Source organism: Cytobacillus solani (genome assembly GCF_001420595.1).
Lineage (GTDB): Bacteria > Bacillota > Bacilli > Bacillales > Cytobacillaceae > Cytobacillus > Cytobacillus solani.
In genome coordinates this window covers 2,023,047-2,047,964 of the sequence record NZ_LJIX01000006.1, presented here as the reverse complement: position 1 = coordinate 2,047,964, position 24,918 = coordinate 2,023,047, and the positions used below count along the sequence as shown (strand labels likewise).

Below are 24,918 nucleotides of genomic sequence, written 5' to 3'. Positions count from 1 at the left end.
GGCAACTCTAATTTTCGTAAGTGCTAAGTTTTATTTTATTATCCCTAATATTAACCCCTTAATTATATTAAAAGGATTGTAAATATCGATATTTTTGGTAAAATCATATTGTTTGCACAAAAACTAGTAATCTATAAACATATCTGGGTCTTTATCAAGTTCCACTTTTCATATCCTAATCAGTAGCAATCATCACCAAAGAGGAGCCGAAATCATGACATGGGAAGTTTTAAGTATGATTGGAACGATCGCTTTTGCCATAAGCGGAGCGATTGTTGCAATGGAAGAGGAATATGACATATTAGGTGTGTATATTTTAGGAATTGTAACCGCCTTTGGTGGAGGAGCCATTCGAAATCTTTTAATTGGTGTTCCCGTATCCGCCCTATGGGAGCAAGGACTGTTTTTCCAAATTGCGTTACTTTCCATAACAGCCGTATTCCTTTTTCCGAATAATTTATTAAAACACTGGCAAAAGTGGGGGAATTTTTTTGATGCGATCGGGCTTTCAGCCTTCGCTATCCAAGGAGCACTTTATGCTTCTGAAATGAATCATCCGCTAAGTGCAGTAATCGTTGCTGCTGTTCTAACAGGCAGCGGTGGAGGAATTGTTCGTGACCTTCTCGCTCGAAGAAAGCCTCTTGTTTTAAAAGCTGAAATATATGCTGTGTGGGCCATTCTTTGCGGGCTCGCCATTGGACTAAAAATCGCCGTTTCTTCTTTTGAATTATATACTTTATTTATTGTTATTACTGGATTAAGGGTACTTTCATATACGTATAGATGGAAACTGCCAGCCCGGAGACTAGGTACTTAAATAGATAAGAGCAACATCCGATATCCCCATATATAAAGGATTCCGTGAAGACGGAATCCTTTTGTAATCCGTTAATCCTCTTCAAAAACTAAATCATTGCTTCTAATCGTTATTAATTCATGCCGATCAAACGTATTTTGCATCAATAACCTCATCGCTTGAGCACGAATTGATTTTTCAATGACGTTCCTAATATATCTTCCATTTGAAAAACTTGCTGGGTTTAATACTGTTTTAACCCATATTAAATGCTCTCGAAGCTTCTTCTCAGCTTCATGGCTAAAAGTATATTCTCTGTCCTTTAGCATTCGTTGTCCAATATCCATCAGTTGAATAATCGAATAATCCGGGAAGTCGATGACAAGAGGAAATCGTGAATGCAATCCTGGATTTAAGGTGAGAAAATAGTCCATTTCCTTCGAATAACCTGCCAGAATAAGAATAAAATCATGCTGTTTATCTTCCATATGCTTAACAAGTGTATCAATCGCTTCCTTGCCAAAATCCTTTTCCCCGCCTCTTCCAAGTGAATAAGCCTCATCAATGAAAAGGATTCCGCCAATCGCTTTTTTTATTAAATCCCGTGTTTTTTGTGCGGTGTGTCCAATGTACTCGCCCACAAGATCTGCTCGCTCTGCTTCGATTAGATGCCCCTTTGATAACACATTCATTTTTTGAAAAAGCTTGCCAATTAACCTTGCAACTGTTGTTTTTCCAGTGCCTGGATTTCCTTTAAACATCATATGGAGTGCCTGTTTTCCTGCTTTTAACCCAGACTCCTCCCGTTTTTTATTTACATATAACCATGCATAAATTTCCTTTATCATTCTTTTCATTTCTTCCATGCCAACTAATGTGCCAAGTTCATCCTCTATATCTTTAAGTGCCGCATGTTCTGGTGGAATGTCTTTTGGGAGAGGTTGAGATTCAGGTAATTCTTTCGCCAATGTCTTTCGTTTCTGTGAATTAAGGACAATGCTAATCTGCCCGTTATTTTTCATGCGAATCGGCTGGTCCAAAAGCGTTCACCTCACGTTCTCAAAACAGTATACGCCTAGAAGATATTTTTGTGACAAATGCCTATATTTCATCACGATTACATTCTTAATAAAAAATACTATATCTATATGTATTCAAGCTGTGCTTACTTCATTAAAGATTTTACGGAAAACGCACAAAAATCCCCCGCTGCAGCTAAAATCTTAGTGTGGGTAAACTACTTCGAAGCCATTGCCACTTTATCATATTTATTTATTGTTTTGGACAATGCTCCTTTCCCTGCCAGCGAGCGGACTGTTACAGGTGTGACTTCATAGACTTTTGATTGAATGGTAATGGTTTGTCCAAGTTTGTCTTCTATTTTATTACTAAGATAGAGAACTATGCCTTAAAATATAATGCAATAGTATGACCATTTCAAAATTGTAATTATTATACAGTATACTTTTCCTAGGGAAATTATTGGAAAATTCGGTAATTTTACACATTCTATTTTAAACAATATCCTTATATACTAGTAATACACCAAGAATCAAACTAAGGTCGCTTAACCAAAAATCACGACTTTAGGAGTGTGAAGTGCAAATGTTGTTGAACATTATCTTCGCTGTTTTGATTGGTGGACTAGTCGGTGTGGCAGGGCATCTAAGTAAAGAGGGGAAACTAGTAGTGCCCCGAAAAACAAAAAAGTTTATTTATCTAGGATTTTGGGAAGAAGTCATCTTAGGAGCTCTTGGTGCAGTTTTTTTGGTTGTCTATACAGATCCTGATTCAACACTGAAAGTTATCCTCCTTTCTATCATTGCAGGTTTTGGAGGAGAAGCGTTGTTAAAAGGACTGGAGCTTTTAAAGGTTCGACAAAAAGATAATAGGTAATGGCATCCGAGTTACAGGATCTCTAGAATCCTTTCACAAAAAGTTTAATAATCTTTGAAAATGGCGAACAGTCTCAGTCACTGCTCGCCATTATTTAATTGCAATGATATTACCAAAATGCCATTTAACTCGAATGGATCTTGTCATCATTATTAAATCATGTTTCAACCTCTTTGAAGTTTTTTATAACCTTTACTATTAGAAAAAAATTTAAAGAAATTTTTCAAACTTTTTTCTCCCCCATCGGCGTCTATTTTATGTAACACATCAAAGATACGTATCTAACAAAAAGGGCCCTATAAAACATAAATAATATTATTGTTAGAACGGTGAAATAGCCGCTCAAGATACCGGAAATTTAATTAACTATAAAATGGAGATGATTCTAATGAAAAAAGGCTATAAATGGCTTATTGGATTAACTACTGCAGCAGCTATCTTTACAGCAAGTGTAAATACAAGCGCATCATTCGCAAAAACTTTATCAGACGTACCTGTAGTTGGCACTATGGTAAAGGGAGTTACTTTTACCGCTGAAGGAAAAGATGTTAACGCCCAGCTACAAGTTCCTAAAATAGAAAGTCTTGAGAATAAAGAGCTTGAGAGCAGTCTTAATCAAAAGTATTTAGCTGAAAACCAAAAATTATATGATGAGTTTAAAAAGGAAGTAAATGAAATAAAGGAAAAAGGAAATGGTCATTTAAGCGTCAATTCAGGCTATGAAGTAAAAACAGATGATGAACTCATATTCTCTATCGGAAGATATACTGATAAAGCTAAAGGCTCTTCATCTACAACAATGAAATACGATACAATTGATAAAAAAGAACAAGTTCTATTAACTCTTCCAATCTTATTTAAAAATAATGATTATATAGCAGATATTAGTGAAAATATTAAAAGTCAAATGAAGGAACAAATGAAGAAAGATAGCAATAAAGTTTACTGGGTAAACGACGGAGGCATTGAAGACATAAATATAGTAGATAAATTCAAGCAGATTTGTGCTGATCAGAACTTCTATATTAACAAGGATCATAAATTAGTTATCTCTTTTGACGAATATGAAGTTGCACCTGGTTATATGGGCATTGTTGAATTCGTTATTCCTACTGAAGTGATTTCTAAAGACTTAGTTGGTCACAATTACATTAAATAAGTAAAGGCAGAAAACTCTAAAGGGGTTCGGGATGAAATCATTCCGAACCCCTTTTTGCAGGTAATCTGCAGCTTCTATTTCTTCATAACACCAATGGAATAGATAAAAAATCAGGTTCCTGCTTTGCAACAGATTGACTGATAAGCTTATCAAATTTTGGGCTGCAGCAGTTTGTGAAGTTCCCAGAGTTCTTTGATGTATATAAATCAAATGATGCATTGAGCGTCATTTTGAATGGTCAATGGTGGAGGCTGTTTTTCCTTGGTCTTCTAATTTCATTATTGATATTTGCCTTTAATGCCTTTGGGGACGGATTACAGAATGCGCTTGATCCGAGCACAAATAATCACAGGAGGGTCTTTATATGCACCAATTTTTGCTTTTACCTTTTTTCCTTATTTAGCCAAAACTTTCTTCTGTATTCATTTTTATATAACTTAACTACATACAACAAAATCCCCCGCTCCAATAGAAGCGAGGGTCACATTCATTTTATTTATATAACTAGAATTTTACTGGTTATCCATATCAAGCTGTACATTTCGCTGAGGGGCAAATGTTGAAATAGCGTGTTTATAGACGAGCTGTTGCTTTCCTTCAGATTCAAAAAGTACAGTAAAATTATCAAAGCCTTTAATTTGTCCTCTGATTTGGAATCCATTTAATAAAAAGACCGTTACATTTGTATTATCCTTGCGAAGCTGATTTAAAAATTGATCTTGAATATTGATCGATGTTTTCATACTATTTCCTCCTCTTTTATCTCTAATATTATGTATTCGATTTTAATTGCAGCTTTCCTTCAATATACGTTGAAATTTCATCAAGTTTTTTTTCAAATCCACCTAAACTCACAGCATCTGTCATATCAAACCAATCAACATTCATTTTATTTCGAAACCATGTTAACTGTCTTTTGGCGTAACGTCTTGAATTTTGCTTTAACTGTGTGATCGCTTCTTCGAGTGTTACGTGTGCTTGAAAATATTCGTAAATTTCTTTATATCCAATTGCTTGAATCGATTGGCAGCCCTTTAATCCATGCACGTACAGCTTCTCTACTTCTGGAAGAAGTCCATCACTTATCATTAAATCTACTCTCTTATTTATACGTTCATACAGCATTTCCCGTTCCATCGTTAAACCAATCATAGCTGTTTGATACATCAATTCTGGCTGTTGATTTTTCTGGTAGTTACTTACCGTTTTTCCAGTAACATGATACACTTCTAGTGCTCTAATTACTCGGCGAACATTATTAGGATGGATTTTATTTGCACTTTCTGGGTCTACTTCCATCAATTCTCGATGCAGCTTCTCATTCCCTTCAATATCTGCTCTTTTTTCCAGCATGATACGAAAATGATCGTCAGATGGTGCATCCGAAAATTGGTAATCACAAATGACTGACTGAATATATAACCCGGTACCGCCAACAATCATGGGGAGCTTACCCCTTTGTGAAATCTCTGCAATTTTCAATCGGACAAGTTCTTGAAACTCTGCAACTGAAAAAGGTTCGTCTGGATTTTTTATGTCAATTAAATGATGTGGGATTCCTTCCATTTCACTTGGCATAATTTTTGCCGTACCAATATCCATCCCTTTATAAATCTGCATCGAATCGCCACTAATAATTTCTCCGTTAAATCTTTTTGCTAATTCAATACTTAATTTCGTCTTCCCCACTGCTGTTGGACCAATTAGCACAACAAGCTTTTCTCTCTTGTTCAATCTACACTCACTGCCTTTGCTGCCTACTATAATATCTGTTTCCTTCATGTATAACAAGGATATTTGCCCTTATCGTATCATATTGAGTGAATACTTTCCTGTTATTTATCTTATCAAAAACATATTCGTTTTCCACATCTAAACATTATTAACAGAAAATGTTCCTCCTATTCATTTTTCATTGGATATAATCTACCATATTCTTTTCATTTATTAAATATATAGGTTAAAATTTCCTCAATCATTACATTTCATTTACGTTACGATAACAATTCATTTTAAACCCCCAAATTCGTGTTAACGTATTAGAAGATTATAAGGAACATGAAAGAATAGAAAATAGGTGGGAAATAATGATTACAACTTATGAACTAGGAATTGATCTAGGAACTGCAAATATTCTCGTATATTGTAAAAATAAAGGAATTACTTTTAATGAGCCCTCTGTTGTAGCAATTGATACAGTAACTCAAAAGGTGTTAGCGGTCGGAAAAGAAGCAAAAGAAATGATCGGTAAAACACCAGGCAAGATTATCGCAATTCGTCCATTAAAGGATGGCGTGATTGCAGATTATCAAACAACTACTGATATGCTTAGATATGTAATAGGAAAAGCAACGAAAAAAGCTGGATTTTCAATTAGAAAGCCTAATGTAATTATATGTACTCCTTCTGGTTCTACGAGTGTAGAAAGAAGAGCCATACAGGATGCTGCCAAAAATGCTGGAGCAAAGCAAGTCCATTTAATTGAAGAACCTGTTGCGGCAGCAATTGGCGCTGACTTACCAGTTGATGAGCCGATAGCAAATGTTGTTGTTGATATAGGTGGTGGCTCTACAGAAGTCGCCATTATTTCATACGGAGGAGTTGTAGCCTGCCATTCTATTCGTATTGGAGGAGATAAGCTTGACGATGATATCATCCAATATGTTCGCAGAGACTTCAATGTCCTAATAGGTGAAAGAACTGCTGAGCAGGTGAAAATGGAAATTGGCTATGCCCTTATTGATCATGAGGAATTAACAATGGATATCCGTGGACGAGATCTTGTAACTGGCCTGCCAAAAACGATTACATTGTCATCATACAAAATTCGTGAGGCCATAAGAGAATCATTGCTTCACATTCTCGAAGCAATCCGAGCCACATTAGAGGATAGTCCAGCAGAATTAAGCGGCGATATCGTTGATCGTGGCGTCATATTATCTGGTGGCGGCGCTCTTATTAATGGGCTGCAGGAATGGATTGCGAATGAAATCTCTGTGCCTGTTCATCTAGCCCCAAGTCCACTAGAATCTGTAGCAATTGGGACAGGCAAAGCTTTGAAGTATATTGGGAAATTGCAAACTGCGACTAAGTAAATAGATTGAAATGGAGTGTACTCTTCAAAGAAATGAGTGCACTCTATTTTAACTCACCTATAGTTTACATAATAATATTATAATCAATTTATATTCATATAAAAAATACACGTGTTAACTTGTGAAAAGTATACAAGGGAATAGATATAATATTTAGATAACTATCATCATTGGTTCATACCTTTTCTTCTTTGGAGTAATGTTTTAACGACCGATTTCAGATACTCCAGTGAATTTGTCAGCCATGAAGGTTCATATGGATTGGTTTCTGTAGCCCTAAAGGGTATTGGAAACCATATTTGTTAATAGTGAGGTTTCTTGAAGATAACATGGTATTCGTAACTTTGGGGAATCATATGAAAAGTTACAATCATTAAGAAACAAAGGGGAATATACAATGGATAAAAGATTAGCTGAAATTCAACAAAGGCTAACAAAGGAACAAAAAGACTTATCAATTTTCGTAAAACATGTATTTGATGAGTATGATAAGAAAGCAGACGAACATCGACGTCTAATCGCTTCGAACGCACTAGCTGGTATAAAAACAACTGGAGTTGAAGAAAAAGTATTCTACGATACGATACAAGAAACTAAACGATGGATGCTTAATGTCTTGGAGCGTACAGCTCAAGACTTAGAACACACTGGAGATAAAAATTGGAATAAAAATTTTCCCGATGGTGTACATGAATAGGTATAATATATAGAAAACTTTAGATTTGCTTAACTCTCTTATAGATGACATACAGCTCTTATTAAGAAAATAAAAAAACTAACCTAAGTGTTAATTAGCTTTTACTTCAAAAGCGAATGAAGGATATTTTCTTCGTTACCTGACCAAGTTTGATCCTTCATAGCCCCGATGAAGGTCATTTCTAGGTATCTGATAGGTTTTGTCCTTCATATTTGATTTCTATAGGTTTAAACCTATAGAAATCTCCTTGATATAGTGTTAATCCATTTAATAAAATAAATTTTCTGGTTCATATAAGAATAATTTTTGACAACTGAACCATTGTTCCCGCCTTAATTACTTAATTGTTAGTAACCAATCTTGAACTAAGCATTGAACAATTTGCCTTTTTTCGATTTGTATCATATGACCAGTTTGATCTAATATCGCAAAAGTTGCATTTGAAAATTTGTTTAAAAGCGATATATGATCTTTATATCCGCATATTGAGTCTTGTTTTCCCATTATGAAAAGAGCTGGCTGAGAGAGTTCCCCCATATTTTTAAAAGGTTCTTCTGAAAGAAAGTACCCTTTCTCCCTCCAATTTGAATGTAAAAATTTTTTATTTGCTAACAAGCGCCCTGGCTGAATTTCCTTCAGAAAATATTCTATATGTTGTTTATCTTGATAATTCATGAGAGTTTCAATTGCAACACATATATCAGGATCTAATTGACTTAGCAAGATATTATCCTTAGTAAATACTTCTCTTTTTGGAAGCGTTCTATCTCTAATATGCAGTGCAGTAGAAAGTAAACAAATACTTTTAACATTTGTTTTCCTAGTATGCAGAATACCTTGGGCTAAATAGCCTCCGTACGAAAATCCAATCAGCGAGAACTTTTGATTAGGAATAATACAGTCAACAAAGTCTAATATGCTTATGAGCATATCATCTGAGGAACTAAAGTTTTCTTCAATTACACTTTTCCCATGAGCAGGTAGGTCTATATATATTCTTTTAAATCCTTTAATGGTTTGAAATATAGGCTCTATCCAACTTGTCATTGAAAGGTGATCGGTCCCCATTGAATGCATTATCAAAATTGGAAATCCGCTTCCATGGACTTCATAATTAATACTGCCTTTTTTCACGAGACACTGCATATCATTTTCTCCTCTCTAAACATATGCGATTCAAAATAAAAGGGAGATTCCTTTTATTGGAATGAGGGACAACTCCTGACAAATTCCTCACATACCATTTTATTTAAAATAAAATGCACCTTAAACTTCGTGTAGAACTATGATTATTCGCTTTCATTTAATGCTTCAGGATATACAATCGTATTAAACACTTCTCCTGTTGCCTCACTTTTAATAAAAATTGTCACTTTATAATCTTCTGGACTAACCCCATTAAATAGTTGATAGTACATTCCTGATAGGCCTAATCCAAATGCAGCAAAGCCATCAAAGCTATTTTCGAACTTATCTTGATCGACAATTAAAGTAAATTCCGAGAATGTCTTATTATGAGTAACATCTTTAATTGAAACATAATCCTCATTATTTTTAGCATCTTCAATGGATTCCATCAACCCCTCTTCTAGTTCCTTCATCATTTCTTTATGCTTTGACTTTGACATTTTGTAAGTTAAAGAACCGTCAGCGTTTTGTTTAACATCTTCTATACCTTCATTCTTTGCTTCAGCAATAACAGCATTAATGTCTTGGTCTTCAAATAAAGAAGCTGGCAAAGTAATTTCAACGTTTAATAGTCCCTTATCCACTTCAATTGACTTTTCTTCAGTAGATTCTTTATCATTTCTCTCAGAATTACTATCTGTTGAGTTGCTGTTATTCGTTTTTTCCTGTCCACATGCTGAGATCATAGTAAAAAGTATACATATAATAATTAAAGACAATAGTTTCTTCATTTCAATCTCCTCCTTTAACCCTCCTATAATACTACCATAATTGTATTATTATGGATGTGAATATTCTATCTTACCTCTTGTCTTTGTCACAATTGTTGTTTACATAGCCTAATGGTTCGAAGAGATTCACTACCATCATTGCAAGCAGCTATACGATTTACTAGGGCACTAAATGAAACAGCGGAACATTTATTGGGAGATTTAGTGGACAAAATAAAGCTCTTCTCAAATGAGAGGAGCTCCACGTTATAATACAGAAACTTTCATAATGTCCCTAAATTGAAATTGATTAATCTCAGAGTTCTTTTCGATATGAATGAATCTAGTACGGCTATCCATTTTTATAATATTACCTTGGACCATCTTCCCAGACATCTAATATTACTTCTAATATTTCATCATGTGCTTCTACAAGCGTATTACCGATCTCTCCAAGCTCATATTCGTCTCTTGTAGGTCTTTTTTTCTTAACTTTAGCCATACTTATGCCCCTCTCCTTGTGTTCGAATTCAACCGAATAAAGAACAAGCGTTCCTATGTAGGCGTTATTTAGAATAAGCGATACTGTTAGTACAATAACTTCAATAAAAATAAACAGTAATTGGAGCTAGTATAGAAGTATGGACACATTTTAGTTAAGTCCTTATCCTAGAAATTAAGAGAGGACGTGTCCGTTATGAAACAAAAACGTTACAATCAAGAATTCAAAGAAACGATTGTTGAACTTTATCGTGCTGGTACTCCCGTCAACCAGCTTGCTAGCGAATATGGTGTCTCAGAAGTAACTATTTATAAATGGATTAAAGTGCATTCTCCTATTGGGGGAAATGAGTCATTAACACCCGCTGAAATCGCAGCTATTCAAAAAGAAAATTTACGTTTAAAACAAGAGGTAGAAATATTAAAAAAGGCTATGACCATATTCGCGAAAAAGTAATGGATCAAGAAATTATCGAACATATCAATGAAGAAAAGGCACACTATCCTGTTCAAACCATGTGTCGTGTATTAAAGTTGCCTAAAAGTACTTATTATCAAGCTGCCCATAAAATGCCTTCGGCCTATCAAATAGAAAATGAGGAAATAACCAAACGTATCCGAGAAATCCATAAAGCAAGTAAGGGTCGTTATGGAGCTCCTAAAATTCATTACTTATTGCGTAAAGAAGGATTTCAGGTGAGCATCAAACGTGTACAACGCTTAATGAAACAGGCTGGAGTTCGTTCTATTATTGTTAAAAAATATCGTCCTTCATCATTTCAAGGTCATATAGAAGAACGTGAAAACAGATTAGAGCAGGATTTTCAAACAACCTCTATTAATGAGAAATGGGTAGCTGATATTACATATATTCACACACATAAAGATGGCTGGTGTTACTTAGCTTCAGTGCTAGACCTTCATTCTAAGAAAATCGTAGGATATAACTTTGCCCGACAAATGACGGTTGAATTGGTTACACAAGCACTAGACAATGCCATTCAAAATCAAGACCCTAATGAAGGGGTTATTTTGCATACGGATTTAGGCACACAATATACGAGTGAAGCATTCCAAAAGCAGTTAAAGCAACATGGATTCATTCAATCGTTTAGTCGAAAAGGTTGTCCGTATGACAATGCATGTATGGAATCATTTCATGCAACATTGAAAAAAGAAGAGGTTTATAGGAACCGATATCTGGACTTTGAAACTGCAAAAGTAGCCTTATTTACTTACATTGAAAGCTGGTACAACCGAAAGCGAATTCATGGAGCAATAAACTATTTAACACCAGATGAAGTAGAAACATTATGCCGAGCAGCATAAGGAATGGGACTTAACTTTTTTATGTCCAAGATATTGACTTAGATCCAAAATAAAGGATTGTTATCAGTTTTAGATAACAAGCCTTTTGTTAATGCATTTCTTACCAAATATTAATTCATCTCCTTAAGTACCATTGTTATTTTCACTGAGTTTCCCTGACTTGATATCTTCCAACAGTGTGTTTAGTAGTTTTAAAGCTCCTGCTTTTTCCCCTTTTTTTAATGCTTTAATTACAGGATTATTCATATTGTTGAAATAGTTTAGCCACATTCGAATATCGGCGATCATTGGTCCTAAAGGAGCTATTCGCCAACTTGCCAAGGTCCATGAATTAACCTAACATCGCCTTCCGATTATGTATCAGCTAACTCTTGCTCATTTTATGTGCTGATCACTGACACTATTGTTGGTTACTAAAAAACTCGTTAATGTCAAGGATTAACGAGTTTACTGAAAAGAACATAAATTACATTATAGTTGGTACTAGTTTTCAATACTAATTAGTCTGCTTAATTAATGTTAGTATGACTGATTCATTACTTCTTACATTTTATTTACTACCTTAGGATGCATTGGCGTTGTTGTTACATGATCAGATATTCTATCTGTTCACTTACTTTTATTTTTTCATAAAACAAAAGTAACCTAAAAATCATGTTAAGTTTGAGTAATGAAATCAACATAATTCTATGTGAGATTACAAGATATTTAACCTAATTATTTGAAATACAGTATCTAAACTTATTTCCCATAAAATTCGGCAATTTTCGCCACAACATTTTCTTGCTGCACTAATTTAAGTTCCGGATACATTGGAAGTGACAATGCCTCTTTAGCTGCCTTTTCGGTCGCAGGAAAGTCCCCTTCTTTATACCCAAGACTTTTAAATACAGGCTGAAGATGAAGAGGTAGCGGATAATAAACCATTGTTGCAATTCCCTGCTCTTTAAGATACGACTGAAGTTCGTTACGTTTCTCTACTCTAATCGTGTACTGATGGAAGACGTGATAATTTCCTTCCTTCTCAACTGGAGTTATCACTTCTTCACCCACTATTTTCTTTAGGAGGCTTGTATATATTGCAGCCTTTTCACGCCTAAGTTCACCCCATCGCTCCAGATGAGGAAATTTGACATTTAGAACGGCTGCCTGAAGTTCATCTAAGCGGCTATTATAACCATTAACATGATGATAATACTTAGGCTTGCTTCCATGAACACGGATAATTCGACTTAGTTCTGCTACTTCATCATCATTTGTTACTATCATGCCGCCATCTCCATAAGCGCCCAAGTTCTTAGTAGGGAAGAAACTGTATGTTGCAACTGTTCCAAATTCACCTACAGTCTTCCCATTATGCTTCGCTCCTATGGCCTGTGCAGCGTCCTCCACTACTGCAAGATTATGTTTATTGGCAATTACTGAAATTTTCTCCATATCAGCCATTTGACCATATAGGTGTACAGGTATAATGGCCTTGGTTTTTTCTGTAATAGCATCTTCAATTTTATTTGGATCAATGTTGAATGTTACAGGGTCAATATCGACATAAACTGGTGTTGCACCTAATCTTGTTATGGCCCCACCCGTTGAAAAAAAAGTGAAAGAAGTTGTAATAACCTCGTCCCCTTTAGTTACTCCTAGAGCTTGTAAAGCTATAAGGATTGCATCGCTGCCGTTTCCGCACCCTATTCCGTGTGTAACATTATTAAACTTTGCAATGTCGTGTTCTAGTTTCTTAACATTTTCACCCAATATAAAACTTGAAGAGCTCATTACACTATCAAGTACTTCCAATACTTCACTCTTTATTGATTGATACTGCTCACTAAGGTCTAACATAGGAATTTTCATTTTATTTCCTCCGAAAGTTATTATTTTATCAAGGTATTCTTATTTGACAGGACTAAACTAGTAAAAAAATCAAAGGTTTTACTTTGACTATTCCATTAAAATGTAGGGTTTATCCTCTATTATTCATTCTACTTACACTTCTTTTTGCTTCTTAATCACTACAATTTCAAGAAATACTTGAAGAAAACGAGTATCAGAAGTTAACTCTGGATGAAAGGCGCAAGTAAGGACATTTCCTTCTCTTGCTGCAACAAATCTCCCATCTTATTTTGCAAAAACCTCTACATTTTCACCAATACTTTCAATATAAGGTGAACGAATAAAAAGAGCCTTATACGGATCGTCAATACTTGATATATTAAGATATGCTTCAAAACTAGCAATTTACCGGCCAAACTCATTTCTTTTTACAGTAATACCCATAATTTGAAGGGTGTGATTCCTCTGAACCAACAAGTTCCTTAGCAACTAATACCATGCCAGCACAAGTTCCAAAAATCGTTTTTCCAGCCTTGTGAAATTCTTTTAATGGGTCGAAAAAGTTGTAACGATTGATAAGATTTCGCATAGTTGTGCTCTCACCGCCACGAAGAATTAAACCATCCATTTGTTTAAGCTGCTCCAGTTTCTTGACGACAACAGTCTTTAATCCCAGGGCTTCAATTTGTTTTATGTGTTCTGTAACCGCACCTTGCAATCCTTAAATTCCAATTTTTTCATCTTACCAGCCACGTTCTTGCATTCTTTCTTCAAGAGACAATATGGAAATGTCGATTCCTTTCATTGCAGCTCCAAGTTCCTTAGAAAGCTTGCCAATTAAATCATAATCAGTGTAATAAGTTGTAGCTTGAACAATCGCACCTGCAAATTTTTTAGGATTTCCGGATTTAAAGATACCTGAACCAACAAACACTCCATCAGCACCAAGCTCCATCATTAATGCAGCATCAGCAGGAGTAGCAATACCACCGGCAGCAAAGTTAACTACTGGCAGCTTGCCTAGTTCTTTAATTTGCTTTAAAATTTCAAAAGGCGCACCAAGAACCTTTGCTTCTGTCATTAATTCATCATCGCTCATCACAGAAACCTTACGAACCTGTGCATTTATTTTACGCATATGGCGGACTGCTTCCACAATGTTACCTGTACCAGGCTCACCTTTGGTACGTAGCATTGCAGCACCTTCACCAATACGGCGAGCAGCCTCTCCAAGATCACGGCAGCCACATACAAATGGTATAGTGAAATCACTCTTTAATAAATGGAACTCTTCATCAGCAGGCGTTAACACTTCACTTTCGTCAATGTAGTCAACACCCATTGCTTCCAACACTCTCGCTTCCACAATATGACCAATACGTGCTTTAGCCATTACTGGGATGGATACTGCACTCATTACTTCTTCAACAATGCGAGGATTTGCCATTCTTGCAACCCCGCCAGCAGCGCGGATATCGGATGGAACTCTTTCTAATGCCATTACGGCAACGGCACCTGCTGCTTCTGCTACCTTGGCTTGCTCTGCATTGACGACGTCCATAATTACGCCGCCTTTTTGCATTTGAGCCATGCCCCTTTTTACAGTTTCAGTTCCTATTAACTTTTCCACTTTTTATACACTCCTTTTTCACTAGCTATTGCATTTTTTAATCTATTGACTATTATAAAAATCAATTGATAGTATTAAAAGTGTCAGTTTTTTAAAAAATAACAAGGTCAGTTATAAAAGGGCTACTGTAAATGGAAATCGAAATGTTATCATGTCATTTAAATGGTTTAAGTGATATACCCTTTATATAAACAAATTATATTTATATATAAAAAAAGTAGGAACAGAAAGGCTCATACTAAAGGACCTGTCCGAAGGATCGAACTGGTCCTTTTACTATTACCTCTCTAGTTGGGCAAATAGTTTGTGGAATGCTTCAACAGTTTTCTTTATATCTTCTTTTGTATGTGCAGCTGATAGAAATAATCTTTCAAACTGTGAAGGGGGATGATAAATCTCTTCATCAGCCATCAATTTTTAATAGTTTGCAAGCAATTCCAATTTGGATGTTTTTAACAGTTCCATAATTGATGACCTCCTCATTGATAAAGAAGAAGCAGATCATTGATCCTACGACCTTAACCGTGTGAGGAATTCCATATTTCGTTTCCACTTCGCAGAAGCCAGCCTAAGGTCCATTCCGATCCCAACTAGAATATTATCACTGAAACTTTGTGAACCTATGTATTTAGTTTCAGTTCCTAATTATTTTTCATTCTTTATACACTCGGTTTATCTAACTATTGTATTTTTAATCTATTGAAAATTTTAAAGAGAAACTGAATTGAAAGTGTCAGTTAAATTAAAAATAGCCACGCCAAAATTAAGGAAGTAGACAAAATAGAAATATTATTATGTAAATTAAATAGACTAATAGTATATGGACAGCCCATGATTTTAAACTAGGCTCTAGTAACCTTTCTTGCGATGTAATCATGCTCGGTGGGAAACTCTAAAAAAAGATTCCCTAGGAGTCACGAATTGATTTTTTACCTTGTATATTTTCTGATGTGATTTAAGAAGTACCATATACTATTCGATAAACGTTCTGCAGGACGTGTTATTACATTCGCTATTGCATCCTTTGGAGTATAACCGCTCCAATAGTCAAGCCCACCATGGACTAATTCAAGCTTAGCTGCAGATTCTTAAATTACCCCGTATCCCATACCTTCTTTCACAAAGTGTTTAACTGCCTCTATAGAATTCATTTTTATAATATCTAATTCGGAATCCCTATTAAACATAAAGTAGCAATCTTCAGGGATTAAAAGAGTTTGTTTACGTATGGGGGCTGTTGTCTGAATACCTATAAATCGATCCCGAGAAAATTCAGTAATTCTAAAAAACAAATGATTTTCTGGAAATTTTTATGTCAGCCCAATATCAACAGCACCTGTTTGAACCAATTTTTCAATTTCTTCATCCGTCCTAGTTTGTATATCAACTTTTAGATCTGGATAAGCTTCGGTAAATGAAAGAAGTTTTTGTGGCAAAAAATAGGTTCCAGCCACCTGAGAAGCTGCTATAACAATTCTGCCTCGGTTTCCCTGACGATCTTCCATCTCCCGTTTGATTTGCTCCTCTAGAGATAAGATAGAATCTGCATATTCTAAAAAACCCTTCCAGCATCTGTTACGGAAATGTTACGCCCTATAGCCTATTTCTTGTTTGTTCCCTTACGGTCTTGAGATTTTCCTCGACTAAATTCCCCACGTTCTTCCCTCTTTCCACTCTGTATTCGCGTATATATATAATGTTTATTAGAAGACATCATAGATCTCTTGATTAATATTTCTCTTTTAAGAAATGGTCTAAATTATTTAAATTCCTGAGTTTTAATACTTATTTAAGCGTTCAAGCATGCTGAACTAAAAAGACATGATTTAGGTCCCACCTAGTCTCTAATTAGAAATAAGGGTTCTTCAAAGCTTTACCTTTCCTCTTGGCAATGGTTCCATCAATATTGGTTAGGAAGATAAGAATATACTTCTTGACCTTTTTAATTCCTTACTTTTTGATCACGGACAAGCAAAAAGTCCACGTTGGGGGCGCCACCTAGACTCGAACTAGGGATAAAGCTTTTTGCAGAGCTTTGCCTTACCTCTTGGCTATGGCGCCATTCAATAGGGTTAATTAACTTCATTATCTTGAGATTTGTGAACCTATGTATCTAGTTTCAGTTTCTTCCTATTATATTACTGTTTATTCACCCCGTTTCACTATCTATTGTATTTTTTGAATCTAGTTATTATAATAATGAGTAGGTGACTCTGTTAAAAGTTCCGATTTTTTTAAAAATAACCATACCAGAATTAAGGATGTTGATAAAAATGGAAATGTTATCATGTCATTTGAATAGGTCAAGTGATATACCTTTATATGAACAATTATATTTATATATTAAAAAAGAAATAATAGAAGGGCACTTACAATACGGAGCAAAGCTCCCCTCTAAGCGAAAGCTAGCTGATTTTCTAAAAATCAGTCAAAATACGGTTGAAATAGCCTATCAGCAATTGACCGCAGAAGGATATGTCGAAGCTTACCCCCGTAAAGGATATTTTGTCATGATGCATGAAGACTTAGAATATATGCAGACAAGTCATCCCTTAAAGGAAAATACAATAACAACTCAGACTTATATAAAATACAATTTCCTTCCAAGCACGATTGATACTGAAAATTTCCCATTCTCCGTATGGCGTAAATACGCCAAAAATACGATCAACAAAGAAAATCATTCTTTGTTACCGCTCGGCGATTCGCAGGGGGAGATGGAATTACGGCAGGAAATCGCTTTCTATTTGTATCATGCCAGGGGGGTACGATGCTCACCAAATCAAATTATGGTTGGGGCTGGTATCGAAATTTTATTGCAACAGCTCTTTCTTTTATTTGATAAAAAAATGGTTTATGGTGTAGAAGACCCAGGTTACCATTTGATCTTGCAGATTCTTAAGGGCTTTCCAAATGAAGTGTATCCTCTTGAAGTAGATGAGGAAGGGGCAAAGGTAGATAGTATTTATCAAAAAAATATCAATGTCGTTTATGTAACTCCTTCCCATCACTTTCCATACGGTACTGCATTATCTGTAAACCGCCGAACAAAGCTATTAAAGTGGGCTGCATCGGAGAAAGAGCGTTTTATTATCGAAGATGACTATGATAGTGAATTTCGCTATAGCGGTAAATCAATTCCCTCCTTACAAAGCATGGACCTTCATGAAAAAGTGATTTATCTAGGTACATTTTCAAAGTCATTAATGCCATCAATTAGAATTAGTTATATGGTGTTGCCTAACCTTCTCTTGCAACAATTTAAAGAGAAATTGTCGTTCTATCATTCCTGTTCCGTATCAAGAATTGACCAACATATTTTAGCTCAATTCTTGAAAGAGGGGGATTTCGAAAAACATTTAAATAAGATGAGAAAGATTTATCGGCGTAAGCTCGAAAAAATTATAGATTTGTTAAAACCATATCAGGATAAACTCTCTATCATTGGAGCACACTCTGGCCTTCATATCGTCCTTGCCGTTAATAACGGTATGAATGAGGAGGAACTAGTTCAAAAAGCAGCCGAGAAAGCCCTGAAGGTTTATCCATTATCGGCTTACTCACTTGGAAGAAAACCTGAGAAAGCCCCGGAAATTATTCTTGGTTTTGCCGGAATTCATGAATGCGAATTAGAAGATGCTATCCAATTGCTATTAGAATGTTGGATGTTTTGAATTATATTAAGGGATAAGACTCCTCTATTTTCTCCCAGGCGACTTTAAAAAATGGTCAGGAAAAGGAAAAACAAACATAATTAAAAGGTCTCTGCTAGATTTCAGCAGAGGCCCTTATCAATTAATATTATTGATTTTGATAGCGAAGGAAATTCATTCGCGTTACCCTTCTCTTTGAAAGCGTAAAATTGGCTTACGAGATGCAGTTGTTTCATCTAAACGTTTTATAACAGTGTTATGTGGAGCTTCTTGAACAATTTCTGGATTGCTCTTAGCTTCATCAGCAATTTGAATCATTGCATTGATAAAATTATCCAAGGTTTCTTTCGATTCTGTTTCAGTAGGCTCGATCATAATTGCCTCTTCCACAATTAATGGGAAATAAACAGTTGGAGGATGAATTTCTAAATCCATTAGTCGTTTGGCAATATTCAATGCCCTCACGCCAAGTTTCTTCTGTTTTTTACAAGATATGACAAACTCGTGTTTACAATATTGTGTAAATGGGAGTTCATATTCTTTTTCAAGGCCTCGCATCATGTAGTTTGCATTAAGGACAGCGTATTCACTAACTTTCTTTAATCCTTCTGCACCCATTGTACGGATGTACGTATATGCACGCACATTAATTCCAAAGTTTCCGTAATAACTTTTCACCATACCAATGGATTGCGGTAGATCGTAGACTAATTCATACACACCTTCGTTTTTACGAATAACGGGTTTAGGCAAGAACGGAGCAAGATCTTCTGAAACACCGATTGGGCCAGATCCTGGACCGCCACCACCGTGTGGACCAGTAAATGTTTTGTGCAGGTTCAAGTGAACCACATCAAAACCCATATCTCCTGGACGAGTATACCCCATTATAGCGTTTAAGTTTGCACCGTCATAGTACATTTTCCCGCCCACACTGTGGATAATCTCTGACATTTCAAGGATTTCAGTTTCGAACAAACCTAGAGTGTTCGGGTTTGTTAACATGAGAGCGGCAGTATTTTCATTTACTAAACGTTTTAAATCCTCAATGTCAACTAATCCTTTTTCATTTGATTTTACTTCAACAACCTTAAATCCTGCAACTGCTGCAGTAGCCGGGTTAGTACCGTGTGCTGAGTCAGGTACAATTACCTCATCACGATGATGATCACCATTTGCTTCGTGGAAGGCTTTAATCATCATCAATGCTGTCCACTCACCTTGTGAGCCAGCAGCTGGCTGTAACGTGATTTCATGCATACCTGTGATTTCTTCAAGGTGAACTTGCAAATCATACATTAATTCAAGAGCACCTTGAACTGTTTTCGGATCTTGATAAGGATGAATATGACTAAATCCAGGAAGTCTGACAACATCTTCGTTAATCACCGGATTATATTTCATCGTACAAGACCCCAGTGGGTAGAATCCAGAAAGTATACCGAAGTTACGGTTGGATAACCCTATATAATGACGCATTAATTCCAATTCATTTACTTCAGGAAGTTCTGCATCGACAGTACGAACATATACATCCTCAAGTTCTTCTTCCAAATTAACTTCTGGAACATCAAGCGTCGGCAAATTATATCCCAATCTTCCTTCTTTACTGCGTTCAAAAATTAATGGAAAGTTCTCTTTAGCCATTGATATCCCTCATTTCTTTTACGAAAACATCAATTTCTTCTTTTGAGCGAATTTCAGTGGTAGCAACCAGCATGTGGTTTTCTAATTCTGGATATGCTTTGCCAAGATCAAACCCGCCGATAAATCCTTTTTCAAATAACTGATCATTTACAACAGATACTGGTTTGGAAAGTTTAATTACAAATTCATTGAAAAATGACCCATTAAATGCAGCTGGTAAGTTAGCCTCTTCTAATTTTTGCTTTGTATATCTTGCCTTGTGCATATTTAATTTCGCCATTTCTTTTACACCGTTCTTACCAAGAGCACTCATTGCAACTGAACTTGCTAAAGCGTTCAAAGCCTGGTTTGATGTGATGTTTGATGTTGCTTTCTCACGCCTAATATGCTGCTCTCTCGTTTGTAATGCTAAAACAAAACCGCGTATGCCATCTCGATCTACGGTTTCACCAACAAATCGACCAGGTACTTTACGCATTAATTTTTGAGTTGTTGCAAAGTAGCCACAATGTGGCCCACCAAATTGCGCTGGAATGCCAAATACTTGCGTATCCCCAACAACAATATCTGCACCAAATTCACCTGGAGGTGTTAAATACCCAAGTGCAAGCGGGTTACTGGAAACTACAAACATTGCTTCCTTTTGTTGCCTAATCAACTTATTAATTTTTTCCAGCGGCTCGATTTGTCCGAAGAAGTTAGGATATTGAACAAGAACTGCTGCTGTATTTTCATCAAGTTCTTGTTCTAATTGTTTTAAATCAGTCAAACCGTCTTTGTAATTGATCTCGACGATTTCGAGTTTCTTCCCGTTTGAGGCTGTTTCAACAAGCTGCCGATACTCAGGGTGCATAGCAGCTGAAATAAGAACTTTTTTGCGTTTTGTCTGAGCTACACTCAAGTATACAGCCTCAACTACAGCTGTTCCCCCATCATATAAGGAAGAGTTGACAATTGGCATTGCAGTTAATACAGAAACCATTGTCTGGAATTCAAACATAGCTTGCAGTTCTCCTTGTGTAAGTTCCGGCTGATAAGGTGTGTAAGCTGTATAGAATTCTTGTCTAGAAATAACATGATCAACGACTGATGGTATGAAATGATCATAAACACCTGCGCCTAAAAATGAACGATATTCAGTTAAATTCGCATTTTTGCTTGCCATTTCTGTTAGTTCTTTTTTTAACTCAAATTCACTAACTGGTTTTTTAAGGTTTAATTCCCTGTCCAATCTAACTTCTTCCGGAATATCAGAAAACAGTTCTTCTGTGGATGATACACCGATTTTATCTAGCATTTCTTTTTTATCGGTTTCAGTTATTGGTAAATAACGAAATTTCATTACGATGCCCCCCTATTTATCTCGTTTATAAAATGGTGTTTTTACGATATCTGCTTTTAACTTTCGTTTTCGAACTTTTATTTCTAATTCTGTACCTTTAATCTCAAACTTCGAATTGATAACTGCTAATCCGATATTTTTGTTTAAATCCAGTGATTGTGTATCAATTATTTTGAAACTAATTTCACATTTCCCTCATTGCGTCACGCCAATTCTATCTGTTGTCTCACTGTTTTAAAATTATCCTAGACTAAAATCCTCATGTTCTTCTGTATTCTCTTTATCCTATAGTGATAATTTTAGAGATATCATACACCACAAACTGATATTTACCCCATAAAAAAAGGGTAAAAGATTCAAATTCTTGAATGTTTGATTTCTAGTCAACGTTCATGACTGCGCGAAAAGTACATGATGGAGGCGCCACCTAGAGTCGAACTAGGGATAAAGCTTTTGCAGAGCTTCGCCTTACCACTTGGCTATGGCGCCATCAGTTCTGTTTTTTTCTACTGTGTTCCTAGCACAGATCGGGAGTAATTACTGAAAAAGTGTGGCAAAAAAGTCTATTCCGATCCCTTCTAGAAAATTGTCATAGAGATTTTATGAGTCTATCTATTTAATCTCAGTTTCTAATTATTTTTTTCAGTTTTAATACACTTAGTGTTACTATCTATTCTATTTTTTGAATCTATTGAATATTATAAGGAGCAATTGATTGTATTGGAAGGGTCAGTTTTTCTAAAAATAACCATGCCAGAATTGGAAGGGATGAGTACAAGTTTGCTAATGTCGACAAGGAATAAATTAAGTAAGGGAGTATCGACTTTCTGAATCGTCTTATAAAATATATGGTTGTGTTGTGTCGACTTTTCCAAGTTTTAAATTCAATAAAAGAGCCACCGGTTCTGATTAGAATTCGTGGCTCAGCTATTTAAAACATATTTCTCCATTAGGATGGGAACATATTAATTTCTTAGGAGAATACCGATTTAATAAGAAAGAAATTGCACCTTTAGAATCTCTTCGACCACTACAAATAAATTAACAATAAAAAGCCGATTATCCCTTAGCGTACAGGAAATCGGCTTTTTCTATGTGAAAAATCGCTTAGCGTACGAAATTCACGTTTTGTTGATGCACCCCATACAACAGTAAAAACAAAAACATCAAGAAGACAAGTTCCTATTTCTGATAATCTTAAACAGGCTTTACTTTCCCATAAAAAACAACAGGATGATTGGCTCGATCGTCTTGGTGACATGTATCAAAATTTTGATTATGTTATTTGTAACTTAGAAGGTAAAATGCAGGATCCACGTAATGTATTGCGGGTATTTAAACGACTATGTAAATCTGCTAATGTTACGCCAATTCGTTTCCATGATATACGACACACCCACGCATCTATTCTAATTTCGGAGGGTGTAGATATTGTCAAAGTTGCTGCTCGTTTAGGACATGCAAATCCTAAAATCACTTATGGGATTTATTCACATCTTGTTCCCAATGAAGATAACAAAGTTGCGGATATCTTCCACAAGGCTATTGGAAAAAAAGCGTTAGCAAATGGTTAGCAAATGATGCCAGACGTACAAAAGACCACTCCCAAAGGAAGCGGTCTTTTGTACGGGAACCCTTTGTTCCGAAGGGTTCCTACGGGTTTGGCACCCAATGATCTGAGAGGGATTTGAACCCCCGACCCTACCCTGTCAATCTAAATCAGTGAAATCAATCTAGTTTAACTGAGTTAAATAAAACTATTGAGTGCTGTTAAGTTAGGGATTTTAGGGGTTCAATATCAATTCAGTAAAATAAGTTAAGCTCTGAAAAAAGTATGTTAGCAAATGTGTTAGCAAGATTGTGAGCAGGTGGTCGAATTTTTAAATTTATTACGTGTTTTTTTTAAATAAATTATCTTGTATTTATATTACAAATTCCCAAAAATGTTTCCACACTCCACATGTGTCGTGGCTATTATTGGGATACAATTCATTGACCTCGTTTATAGTATTGGAACACAATTCATTAGAAGTTTCTTTTTTTATTTTTTGTATTTCTTCTTGGTAGTTTAAAATGATTTCCATCCAATGAAATGCTTGTTCAATAGTTTCTTCCGGTATCCCTTTGCTTTCTGGACAACTTTTTTTCCTTTCTTTGTGCTCGTCACACAATGCTATATAATCTTATTATATTGAGTTCCACCATGCCAACTTCGCCTTGATAATGAACTCCCGCAATAAACGCATTTTAATAAACTACTAAAAGCAAACTTACGACTATATTTTTCTCTTTTTCCATCGTTCTTTTCTACAGTATTTTTACTCCACGATCTGCGTAACCTAATTTCTTCTGCTTTATCGAACATTTCGGTACTTACAATGGGATCAAGGTGATCTTTTATATAATACTGATCTTCTTCCCCATGATTATCTAACCGACGTTTAGAAATAGGAATTACAGTTGATTCTTGCCATGTTGTAAAGCCTTTTTTGGTTTTACGACCTAAATTTGCAATCTTTCTGTCGCCAGCTCCCTGCACATACCTCTCAAATATATAACGTACTATTTCTGCTTCTTTTTCGTTTACGCTGAGAGTTTGATCCTCTGGGTGATAATCATAACTAAGGTAACCTTGAAAACCTATCATTTCCCCTCTTTTCATTTTCATTTTCATTTTTAACCCTTTTTTTACATTAGCAGATATATTTTCTACTTCTTGTTGTGCAACGGGAACTCAATACAACAAGTAATAATTCATCATCCATTGTAAGTATATTAATTTTTTCGTCTTCAAATAAAACAGCAATGTCTCTTTCTTTCAACATACGAATATACTTAAGCGTATCTAAAGTATTTCTTGCAAAACGAGAGAACATCATTGCATTTAGCCACAATCCATTCAGGGAATGGTCTTTCTTGAAGTTGTAGATAATCTCCTGCTTGTATCTCACCCTCTTTAAGAACACGAAAATACCATACTGTTAAGCCCTCTTGTTGTATTTGTGAAGCTAAATCTTTTATTTCCAGTGTCTTGCTGGTCTCCAACATGGTTGCCTTGGTTGCGAAACTTGAACGACAGCCCCACCAATATGAAATACATCACCGATACATAAATCATCTTCATTGATGTTTTTAACAGCTAAGTTTTCACCAAATGCACCGACGGAAAAGTCTGGCCTTTGTAATTTTTTTTGCCAATAATCATAATGAGAAACCGTATAGACAAAAATTGCTTTTTTCGGTCCGCCATGTCGCTTAAGATCTGCTTATCCGTCCCCTCCAAGATTTGTTTTCCCTGCCCAAATCTTTCCTTTAACTGAATATTTTACAATTCCAGTGGTCCACTCACGATTCATTGGATGTTTTGCATCTTTATTTCCGAATGTTTATGGCTTTCCTACCATTATTTTATCTATCACAGGTTGACTCACCGATATCAAAC

General features: G+C 35.6%; 20 protein-coding genes, 2 tRNA genes and 4 pseudogenes. 9 read left to right on the top strand and 17 right to left on the bottom strand.

What is annotated here, in order from left to right; genetic code table 11:
- Positions 1–214: 214 nt before the first annotated feature.
- A complete protein-coding gene (locus AN957_RS12085; RefSeq protein WP_053475759.1) occupies positions 215–817 on the top strand; it encodes a trimeric intracellular cation channel family protein in 603 nt (200 codons plus the stop codon).
- A 71-nt stretch (positions 818–888) separates the two neighbouring features.
- Here the strand turns inward: AN957_RS12085 and spoVK are convergent, their stop codons facing one another.
- Positions 889–1,836, bottom strand: a complete 948-nt coding sequence (gene spoVK, locus AN957_RS12080; RefSeq protein WP_053475758.1) for a stage V sporulation protein K — start codon at positions 1,834–1,836, stop codon at positions 889–891.
- A gap of 565 nt (positions 1,837–2,401) precedes the next feature.
- Here spoVK and AN957_RS12075 point away from each other — a divergent pair.
- From AN957_RS12075 to AN957_RS28495, 3 genes and pseudogenes are all read left to right on the top strand, one after another.
- Positions 2,402–2,692 (top strand): DUF4257 domain-containing protein, encoded by a 291-nt coding sequence (locus AN957_RS12075; RefSeq protein ID WP_053475757.1) that lies wholly within the window; start codon positions 2,402–2,404, stop codon positions 2,690–2,692.
- 388 nt (positions 2,693–3,080) lie between these two features.
- The gene (gene rsiV, locus AN957_RS12070) at positions 3,081–3,851 is read left to right on the top strand and encodes an anti-sigma-V factor RsiV (protein WP_245637779.1); all 771 of its coding nucleotides are present in this window, start codon (positions 3,081–3,083) and stop codon (positions 3,849–3,851) included.
- Between the two features lie 206 nt (positions 3,852–4,057).
- Positions 4,058–4,189, top strand: a pseudogene (locus AN957_RS28495) (ABC transporter permease); the annotation flags it as partial.
- 174 nt (positions 4,190–4,363) lie between these two features.
- Here AN957_RS28495 and hfq read toward each other — a convergent pair.
- On the bottom strand, positions 4,364–4,594 hold the full coding sequence (gene hfq / locus AN957_RS12065) for an RNA chaperone Hfq (RefSeq protein ID WP_053475754.1): 231 nt from the start codon (positions 4,592–4,594) through the stop codon (positions 4,364–4,366).
- Between the two features lie 28 nt (positions 4,595–4,622).
- Positions 4,623–5,633 (bottom strand): tRNA (adenosine(37)-N6)-dimethylallyltransferase MiaA, encoded by a 1,011-nt coding sequence (miaA, locus tag AN957_RS12060; RefSeq protein WP_053477510.1) that lies wholly within the window; start codon positions 5,631–5,633, stop codon positions 4,623–4,625.
- A 305-nt stretch (positions 5,634–5,938) separates the two neighbouring features.
- Here miaA and mreBH point away from each other — a divergent pair, with 305 nt between their 5' ends.
- Complete coding sequence (mreBH, locus tag AN957_RS12055) at positions 5,939–6,946, top strand: rod-share determining protein MreBH (RefSeq protein WP_053475753.1); 1,008 nt, start codon at positions 5,939–5,941, stop codon at positions 6,944–6,946.
- 397 nt (positions 6,947–7,343) lie between these two features.
- A complete protein-coding gene (locus AN957_RS12050) occupies positions 7,344–7,643 on the top strand; it encodes a hypothetical protein (RefSeq protein WP_056684322.1) in 300 nt (99 codons plus the stop codon).
- A 336-nt stretch (positions 7,644–7,979) separates the two neighbouring features.
- On the opposite strand, the gene AN957_RS12045 is transcribed toward AN957_RS12050, so the two are convergent.
- The 3 genes from AN957_RS12045 to AN957_RS29170 all read right to left on the bottom strand — a co-directional run bounded on the left by AN957_RS12045 (position 7,980) and on the right by AN957_RS29170 (position 10,043).
- The gene (locus AN957_RS12045) at positions 7,980–8,789 is read right to left on the bottom strand and encodes an alpha/beta fold hydrolase (protein WP_056684319.1); all 810 of its coding nucleotides are present in this window, start codon (positions 8,787–8,789) and stop codon (positions 7,980–7,982) included.
- Positions 8,790–8,932: 143 nt separating this feature from the next.
- On the bottom strand, positions 8,933–9,562 hold the full coding sequence (locus tag AN957_RS12040) for a hypothetical protein (RefSeq protein ID WP_053475750.1): 630 nt from the start codon (positions 9,560–9,562) through the stop codon (positions 8,933–8,935).
- Positions 9,563–9,911: 349 nt separating this feature from the next.
- The gene (locus AN957_RS29170; RefSeq protein WP_379999487.1) at positions 9,912–10,043 is read right to left on the bottom strand and encodes a hypothetical protein; all 132 of its coding nucleotides are present in this window, start codon (positions 10,041–10,043) and stop codon (positions 9,912–9,914) included.
- A gap of 195 nt (positions 10,044–10,238) precedes the next feature.
- Here AN957_RS29170 and AN957_RS12025 point away from each other — a divergent pair.
- Positions 10,239–11,371, top strand: a protein-coding gene (locus tag AN957_RS12025; protein WP_425388891.1) for an IS3 family transposase whose coding sequence is annotated in 2 segments (ribosomal slippage) — positions 10,239–10,473 and positions 10,473–11,371 — 1,134 coding nt in all. Because the reading frame shifts where the segments join, the coding sequence is not laid out codon by codon here.
- A gap of 741 nt (positions 11,372–12,112) precedes the next feature.
- On the opposite strand, the gene AN957_RS12015 is transcribed toward AN957_RS12025, so the two are convergent.
- From AN957_RS12015 to AN957_RS11995, 5 genes and pseudogenes are all read right to left on the bottom strand, one after another.
- Entirely contained in the window at positions 12,113–13,225 is a 1,113-nt protein-coding gene (locus AN957_RS12015) for a DegT/DnrJ/EryC1/StrS family aminotransferase (protein ID WP_056684313.1), read from the bottom strand.
- A gap of 132 nt (positions 13,226–13,357) precedes the next feature.
- A pseudogene (gene pdxT / locus AN957_RS12010) lies at positions 13,358–13,922 on the bottom strand (pyridoxal 5'-phosphate synthase glutaminase subunit PdxT).
- A 24-nt stretch (positions 13,923–13,946) separates the two neighbouring features.
- Entirely contained in the window at positions 13,947–14,834 is an 888-nt protein-coding gene (pdxS, locus tag AN957_RS12005) for a pyridoxal 5'-phosphate synthase lyase subunit PdxS (protein ID WP_056684310.1), read from the bottom strand.
- A gap of 1,310 nt (positions 14,835–16,144) precedes the next feature.
- A complete protein-coding gene (locus AN957_RS12000) occupies positions 16,145–16,339 on the bottom strand; it encodes a LysR substrate-binding domain-containing protein (RefSeq protein WP_056684308.1) in 195 nt (64 codons plus the stop codon).
- 481 nt (positions 16,340–16,820) lie between these two features.
- Positions 16,821–16,895, bottom strand: a tRNA-Cys gene (locus AN957_RS11995).
- A gap of 212 nt (positions 16,896–17,107) precedes the next feature.
- On the opposite strand from AN957_RS11995, the gene pdxR reads away from it, so the two are divergent.
- The gene (gene pdxR, locus AN957_RS11990; RefSeq protein WP_056684305.1) at positions 17,108–18,508 is read left to right on the top strand and encodes a MocR-like pyridoxine biosynthesis transcription factor PdxR; all 1,401 of its coding nucleotides are present in this window, start codon (positions 17,108–17,110) and stop codon (positions 18,506–18,508) included.
- A gap of 162 nt (positions 18,509–18,670) precedes the next feature.
- Here the strand turns inward: pdxR and gcvPB are convergent, their stop codons facing one another.
- The 4 genes from gcvPB to AN957_RS11975 all read right to left on the bottom strand — a co-directional run bounded on the left by gcvPB (position 18,671) and on the right by AN957_RS11975 (position 21,965).
- Positions 18,671–20,134, bottom strand: a complete 1,464-nt coding sequence (gene gcvPB, locus AN957_RS11985; RefSeq protein WP_056684302.1) for an aminomethyl-transferring glycine dehydrogenase subunit GcvPB — start codon at positions 20,132–20,134, stop codon at positions 18,671–18,673.
- The gene (gene gcvPA, locus AN957_RS11980; protein WP_056684299.1) at positions 20,127–21,476 is read right to left on the bottom strand and encodes an aminomethyl-transferring glycine dehydrogenase subunit GcvPA; all 1,350 of its coding nucleotides are present in this window, start codon (positions 21,474–21,476) and stop codon (positions 20,127–20,129) included. The genes gcvPB and gcvPA overlap by 8 nt, the downstream gene beginning before the upstream one ends.
- Before the next feature lie 12 nt (positions 21,477–21,488).
- Positions 21,489–21,629 carry a glycine cleavage T C-terminal barrel domain-containing protein gene (locus AN957_RS26845; RefSeq protein ID WP_342668514.1) on the bottom strand — a complete coding sequence of 47 codons (141 nt, stop codon included), beginning with the start codon at positions 21,627–21,629 and terminating at the stop codon, positions 21,489–21,491.
- Between the two features lie 262 nt (positions 21,630–21,891).
- Positions 21,892–21,965, bottom strand: a tRNA-Cys gene (locus tag AN957_RS11975).
- Between the two features lie 641 nt (positions 21,966–22,606).
- On the opposite strand from AN957_RS11975, the pseudogene AN957_RS11970 reads away from it, so the two are divergent.
- Positions 22,607–23,050: pseudogene (locus tag AN957_RS11970) on the top strand (site-specific integrase); the annotation flags it as partial.
- A gap of 599 nt (positions 23,051–23,649) precedes the next feature.
- On the opposite strand, the gene AN957_RS28295 reads toward AN957_RS11970, so the two are convergent.
- Positions 23,650–24,150, bottom strand: a complete 501-nt coding sequence (locus AN957_RS28295; RefSeq protein WP_056684290.1) for a recombinase family protein — start codon at positions 24,148–24,150, stop codon at positions 23,650–23,652.
- Positions 24,151–24,311: 161 nt separating this feature from the next.
- Positions 24,312–24,727, bottom strand: a pseudogene (locus AN957_RS29165) (MOSC domain-containing protein); the annotation flags it as partial.
- Between the last annotated feature and the right edge of the window lie 191 nt (positions 24,728–24,918).

What these genes read in the sequence shown, in the direction of transcription:
- AN957_RS12085 (WP_053475759.1), top strand. Translation starts at nt 215, where the DNA reads ATGACATGGGAAGTTTTAAGTATGATTGGAACGATCGCTTTTGCCATA.
- AN957_RS12075 (WP_053475757.1), top strand. Translation starts at nt 2,402, where the DNA reads ATGTTGTTGAACATTATCTTCGCTGTTTTGATTGGTGGACTAGTCGGT.
- rsiV (WP_245637779.1), top strand. Translation starts at nt 3,081, where the DNA reads ATGAAAAAAGGCTATAAATGGCTTATTGGATTAACTACTGCAGCAGCT.
- hfq (WP_053475754.1), bottom strand. Translation starts at nt 4,594, where the DNA reads ATGAAAACATCGATCAATATTCAAGATCAATTTTTAAATCAGCTTCGC.
- miaA (WP_053477510.1), bottom strand. Translation starts at nt 5,633, where the DNA reads ATGAAGGAAACAGATATTATAGTAGGCAGCAAAGGCAGTGAGTGTAGA.
- mreBH (WP_053475753.1), top strand. Translation starts at nt 5,939, where the DNA reads ATGATTACAACTTATGAACTAGGAATTGATCTAGGAACTGCAAATATT.
- AN957_RS12050 (WP_056684322.1), top strand. Translation starts at nt 7,344, where the DNA reads ATGGATAAAAGATTAGCTGAAATTCAACAAAGGCTAACAAAGGAACAA.
- AN957_RS12045 (WP_056684319.1), bottom strand. Translation starts at nt 8,789, where the DNA reads ATGCAGTGTCTCGTGAAAAAAGGCAGTATTAATTATGAAGTCCATGGA.
- AN957_RS12040 (WP_053475750.1), bottom strand. Translation starts at nt 9,562, where the DNA reads ATGAAGAAACTATTGTCTTTAATTATTATATGTATACTTTTTACTATG.
- AN957_RS29170 (WP_379999487.1), bottom strand. Translation starts at nt 10,043, where the DNA reads ATGGCTAAAGTTAAGAAAAAAAGACCTACAAGAGACGAATATGAGCTT.
- AN957_RS12015 (WP_056684313.1), bottom strand. Translation starts at nt 13,225, where the DNA reads ATGAAAATTCCTATGTTAGACCTTAGTGAGCAGTATCAATCAATAAAG.
- AN957_RS12000 (WP_056684308.1), bottom strand. Translation starts at nt 16,339, where the DNA reads ATGGAAGATCGTCAGGGAAACCGAGGCAGAATTGTTATAGCAGCTTCT.
- pdxR (WP_056684305.1), top strand. Translation starts at nt 17,108, where the DNA reads ATGGAAATGTTATCATGTCATTTGAATAGGTCAAGTGATATACCTTTA.
- gcvPB (WP_056684302.1), bottom strand. Translation starts at nt 20,134, where the DNA reads ATGGCTAAAGAGAACTTTCCATTAATTTTTGAACGCAGTAAAGAAGGA.
- gcvPA (WP_056684299.1), bottom strand. Translation starts at nt 21,476, where the DNA reads ATGAAATTTCGTTATTTACCAATAACTGAAACCGATAAAAAAGAAATG.
- AN957_RS28295 (WP_056684290.1), bottom strand. Translation starts at nt 24,150, where the DNA reads ATGAAAATGAAAATGAAAAGAGGGGAAATGATAGGTTTTCAAGGTTAC.